Origin of the sequence: uncultured Nostoc sp. (genome assembly GCF_964245445.1) — a bacterium.
Classification (GTDB): domain Bacteria; phylum Cyanobacteriota; class Cyanobacteriia; order Cyanobacteriales; family Nostocaceae; genus Nostoc.
Genome location: NZ_CAXTNE010000160.1, coordinates 13,382 through 18,389 on the forward strand (window position 1 = coordinate 13,382; position 5,008 = coordinate 18,389).

A 5,008-nucleotide genomic window follows, 5' to 3' on the forward strand; every position below is an offset into this window, starting at 1 on the left:
GGCGCGGGCATTTCCCAGGTTATTGTAGGCTTCCGCGTCGTTAGGGTTGATGTTAAGTGCTTGATTGTAATCTGCGATCGCTTTTTCCTTGTCTCCCAAATCAAAGTAGACTAATCCCCGGCCGTTGTAGGCAGCACCATATTGAGAATTTTGAGCAATTGCTTTACCATAAGAAGCGATCGCAGCTTGTAAATCGCCGTTTAAATGCTGATTCTTTCCCTGAAGATAGAATTCCCCACCAATGGAAGCTGTAGCTGAACGACGGCTAGGTTGACTGACTCCTATTTCTGTTACCAAAACATTGTCATTCTTACTACAAGAAACACTGCTAATTGCTGTTAATGTAGTAAAAATAGCTATGGTAAATACTTGATTTACCTTTGTTCGCTTTTGTTTAAATAAACGCCGTCTCATAATTTAATATAAACTGCAATAACACTTGAACGCAATTAGTACCAAAATCTATATTTTAATTTTTTAACTCAAGAGTTATTTTAACTTTGGATAGACATGTAAAACTAATTTATAAATTTCCCTGAACTTCAATAAACTTATTTAATAGTTATATTAAGGAAAATTCAAAAAAGATAAAGTATAAAACTTGTCATTTTGGCTCTTTGCTGTTTTCATCTCTGTAATTCTTGACAATGCATTTATAATCAGTAACCTACTGTTATTCATGTTTTTTAGAATACTGTTTGAAATAAAGTTTAAATATTAAGATTTATTCTAAGACAATAATTCCATAAATTTTGGCATTTGTAGCCATCTAAATAATTTACTCATCCTCAATATCACTTTCTTGAGTTTTGGGATTTAGCCGCCAAGAGGTGGTTTTTTCAATATCTACAGAAAGTTGTTCCAGATTTTGCCCTAAATCTTTTTGGAGTTTCTGAGTGAGTGTGATTGGAAAATCTAAATTAATACCTTCATTTTGCGCTAGCCTTGCTAATTCTGTAAAAGTAGCTTTGACTGTAGTACGTTCATAACTAGTCAGTTTGTAATAGGCAGTTTCAGATATATTCTGAGCTTGCATAGCTTTTTTCATGCGTTCTTGCAAATGCTCAAATTCTGAATTCAACAACTTGTATTGTTGCTCAAGTTGCGAGTATCTGGTACTTAGTGATATTAAGTCTTCTGTTGCAGGATCGGGACTGGCTTGGGCTTGTAAATCTAATAAATTTGAGTGGATTTGAGCCAGATAAATACAATCTAAGTAAGCATACTCTATCTGTTCTTCAGTTAGGGGGCGTTTTCCCCAATCGCTTGTTTGTTCTTCTTTCTCGATATTGTTAAAGCTACAAAGTGATGTAGCTATGGTTTTGAGTTGATAATTAGGTAAAGGTAAAAGATAGTAGGGAATTTTTTTTGCCATATCTAAAGTACAAGTAATATTTTTGGCTTTCTTGTTACCGAGAAATTTTAGATCATAACTGGCGTTATGAAAAACTTTTTCAATGGCAGAATTTATCATAATTTTTTCAATAAATTCAGCTATAATATTAGGCTGATCTAGGACATCTAAAAGATAGACGCGATCGCCACTCATATCTTTGGGATTATCTAATACCTGAATCAGCGATAGTCGGGGATTACGGCTTTTATAGTCAGCAACTTCTGTATCTATCCACAGCGTTTTAGCGTTGGTATATTCAGCGACAATGGCACTAATTTCGTGGGCGGAAGTAAGGTATGGCATTGGCTAATATTTCCTGATATTTGGGGTATTGTAAGTAAGCCATAGTTTTCTAAAGTAACATTTTGTTGGTAATTTTGCTGCCACAGGATTGCAAAAACGCTGAAGTTTGGAGTTGCATAGGCATTAGATATCGCCAAACTGACTTAAATTTGATAACATCAAGTCACTACTGTCAGGCTGCACAGTCTACCACCGAAAGAGCTACTGTGCATCTACATTAAATTCATAGAGAGCTACAGACTGTATGTAGACGCATCCTGGTTAGCAACCGTCAGGAAAATTGAATTGGCGCTTCTGAGAAATGGCTGCAAAATCTTAGCCTCAAGAAATCGTCTAAGTTTCAATTTCCAGTAACCTGAGCAATTGCTTGGGAACTTTTGCTACTTCACATTTAATTGCTTTTTAACATCTGCTCCTCACTATCACACACACTTCAATTAATCGCTTCTAGTATTCAATTCGGAGAAGATAATGAAAAAGCTAATTCTATTGCTAGTTAGTAGCATTTTGGTAGTTGGTACTTTTGGCTGCCAAGAGGCTCCTAAAACTGGTTCAGAAACTTCTAGCACTACTAATGAAGCCGCTCAAGCACCAGCAACACCAGCTTCTCAGATAAATCAAACTGCGGATAAAACTACTGCCAAAATTCCAGGAACACAAACGACTCCTTTAGCAGTTAGCACAGATACTAAAGTTAAAACCTATTCTGAAAAAACGGCAGCAACAAAAGCTAAGAGTAACTTGAAAACTGAAGTTAGCGAAAAGTTGAATAAAGGCTTACCAGGCAATAAGTTACAAGTTGAAAACAAAGAGGGTGAAATTATCCTCAAAGGCACAGCAACTTCTGCTGAAGAACTCCAGAAAGCTGAAACTTTGGCTAAAGAAGTTCAAGGTGTAAAGACAGTGAAGGTGGAAGCAAAAGTTGAAGCTGTGAAAATGCCATAAAAGAATAACTGAAGCTCTCAGTTAACCGTGGACTAGCTAAATCAGCTTACATCATCAGAAAATTTAAACAGGACTTACATCTGCGTAAGCCCTGTTTTTTTGCTTTAATAAGGGTGAGTTAATTAGTAGTCACGCCTCAAAGAATAGTTATCATGAGTATATTTATTGGGAAGTACTTGTTTAAGGATACCTTCTACAAACTGCGTCTTTGCATCGCAATAAGAATCAATATCGTACCGAAAACGTTGTGCAAGTTGACGCTTAAGTTCTCCATAGACTAAAACTTGATCTGGGTTATTTCTGAGGTAGTCCCGAAAAGCTAAATGTCTGACTAAGGCTATGCTGTTTTGGGGACAGACATATAAATTATGGTTAATCCATATTCTACTTGTACCGTTACGTGGTACATTGCTGGCTTCACGAGCAAATGCCTCTCTGCCAAGTATGCCTTTGTCACCCTCATGTTCGTAACCAAGCTCTTGAAGAAGATAAACTACTTTAAAAAACAGCTCGTTTGATGCTATCACGATATCTAGATCAATAATTGGTTTGGCCGCAAGACCGGGTACTGAGGTACTACCAACATGCTCTATAGCTAAAGCTAAATTACCCAACTTATCTACGATGATAGTGCTGAGTTCTGAAAAAAAACGAGGCCATTGAGGGTTATAATCTACAATCTCAACAATACGTTGTTTACTCATTATCTATTGCCACTCATTCTGCGTTTTTAATGCCGTTGTACGATTTACAATTTCGAGAGTATAATCACTTCTCCCCTGTCCACTACCACATCAGGCAGCGAAACCCAACAAAGCCTTGATAATCTTGGGTTTAGTTCGTCAACCCAACCTAAGCCAGTTTTAGTTTTTAGGCTCAAAACTTGCTTGTCGAAGTACTTTTACTTAATAAGAATCCTTAGCAGTTACTTCTGTGACATTGTTATTAAATTAGTGGTAAATGAATAGTTTTGTTTTAATATTCGTTATCCAAAGATGCTTCAGCAATTAAAATTAATTCATTAATATTCTGACCGATGGTTAATTTATCATTCAAAATAAAAATACTTAGTATATTACGGGCTTGGGCGATATATTCAGCCAAATGTACAGGCAGAGATTTGCAGTTATTCATAACCAATAAAAAGTAGTGTTCCTCACACCAGCATAATATTTCTGGGTCTAATGTACTTTTAGGAGGCGTACCAGGATCGCCAACTTTCCAGACAAGTAAATCACGTTTTTGTCGTTTGACTTGAACCTGATAAAGAGGAGCAACATTTTCATCCAGCAGATATTTGAGAGTCATTTTCTTGTGCTTTTCTCATGGCTTATTTTTCAGTTATCAGTTTTTTTAATTTGATTACAACTGCTGGGGGATTGCGTCGCTGTTCTTCCTGCATTCTCTGACTCAACTCCAACCAATCAGCTATATAGTTGCTTACAGCTTCTTTGTTGTGCAAGTAATAAGGAATAGTCGCGTAAACTTACTTGTTCTAGTGTTAGTGATGTATAAATGTTGGAAATTTCTTCCGGAGTTCGAGCGCGGTGGATGTACTCGTAAAGGATAGTTTCAATTTCTACTCTTGTACTTTTAAGCCGAATATCATGAGGACGCTGAAAGTCGAAGTAATCTTCTAGTTGCATAATTTACTTTATTATATTTACCCTTAAAATCATCTTACATACTTGTAAAATATTCTTACAATAAATAGTAATAAATTAATAGCCATCGCTTTGCCAACAGCAACTTGTTACATTAGTTGCTCGTCTTGGCAGTTAGTTATCTCAACTAAAACTGGAATGATTTGATATAGTTGCTTTTGAGCGCCTGCAATGAAATCTCGTGCTTGTGCTAACTCTATAAGTATTGTATTTTCTCTGAACCACATTCTCCTTCTCCTCTCTGCGTTCTCCGTGCCTCTGTGGTTTGATAATCCCTAATTTTCCCCCTACCCTCTTGCGAATTTTTAATTAGTTGATACACTTGTTCTTCATTAGCCCAGTGAACCAGCGCCTATGGTGCATATCAAGCGCGTGGAACTTACGAACTTCAAATCCTTCGGTGGCACTACCTCAGTCCCTTTGCTACCGGGGTGTACTGTCATATCTGGGCCAAATGGTTCGGGTAAATCTAATATTTTAGATGCACTGCTATTTTGCCTCGGACTCTCTAGTTCTAAGGGAATGCGAGCCGATCGCCTGCCAGATTTGGTAAATAACACCCAAACCTCTAAAGGACGCGCTTCTATTGAAGCTAGCGTCACTGTGACGTTTGATTTGTCAGCAGAGGATTTATCACGCAAAGCCGCCCAAGCGCAGAGTGAGGAAGGCACAGAAGAAGATCAGGAGAATTCCCATTCCC

General features: G+C 37.3%; 8 protein-coding genes. 2 read left to right on the forward strand and 6 right to left on the reverse strand.

Annotation, left to right across the window (positions count from 1 at the left end; all coding sequences use genetic code 11):
- A partial coding sequence (locus ACFE90_RS23505) for a tetratricopeptide repeat protein (protein WP_375504820.1) occupies positions 1-414 on the reverse strand: 414 nt, incomplete at its 3' end.
- A 364-nt stretch (positions 415-778) separates the two neighbouring features.
- Positions 779-1,699, reverse strand: a complete 921-nt coding sequence (locus ACFE90_RS23510) for a ribonuclease D (RefSeq protein WP_375504822.1) — start codon at positions 1,697-1,699, stop codon at positions 779-781.
- A gap of 471 nt (positions 1,700-2,170) precedes the next feature.
- Between ACFE90_RS23510 and ACFE90_RS23515 the strand changes: the two genes are divergently transcribed.
- A complete protein-coding gene (locus tag ACFE90_RS23515) occupies positions 2,171-2,644 on the forward strand; it encodes a BON domain-containing protein (RefSeq protein WP_375504824.1) in 474 nt (157 codons plus the stop codon).
- A 122-nt stretch (positions 2,645-2,766) separates the two neighbouring features.
- Here the strand turns inward: ACFE90_RS23515 and ACFE90_RS23520 are convergent, their stop codons facing one another.
- The 4 genes from ACFE90_RS23520 to ACFE90_RS23535 form a co-directional block, all read right to left on the reverse strand.
- The gene (locus ACFE90_RS23520; protein ID WP_375504826.1) at positions 2,767-3,348 is read right to left on the reverse strand and encodes a GrpB family protein; all 582 of its coding nucleotides are present in this window, start codon (positions 3,346-3,348) and stop codon (positions 2,767-2,769) included.
- Positions 3,349-3,619: 271 nt separating this feature from the next.
- Entirely contained in the window at positions 3,620-3,952 is a 333-nt protein-coding gene (locus ACFE90_RS23525; protein WP_375504828.1) for a hypothetical protein, read from the reverse strand.
- A gap of 116 nt (positions 3,953-4,068) precedes the next feature.
- On the reverse strand, positions 4,069-4,290 hold the full coding sequence (locus ACFE90_RS23530; RefSeq protein WP_375504830.1) for a hypothetical protein: 222 nt from the start codon (positions 4,288-4,290) through the stop codon (positions 4,069-4,071).
- Between the two features lie 107 nt (positions 4,291-4,397).
- Positions 4,398-4,535, reverse strand: a complete 138-nt coding sequence (locus ACFE90_RS23535; RefSeq protein WP_375504832.1) for a hypothetical protein — start codon at positions 4,533-4,535, stop codon at positions 4,398-4,400.
- Positions 4,536-4,662: 127 nt separating this feature from the next.
- Here ACFE90_RS23535 and ACFE90_RS23540 point away from each other — a divergent pair.
- On the forward strand, positions 4,663-5,008 hold a 346-nt coding region (locus ACFE90_RS23540; protein WP_375504834.1), incomplete at its 3' end, for an AAA family ATPase.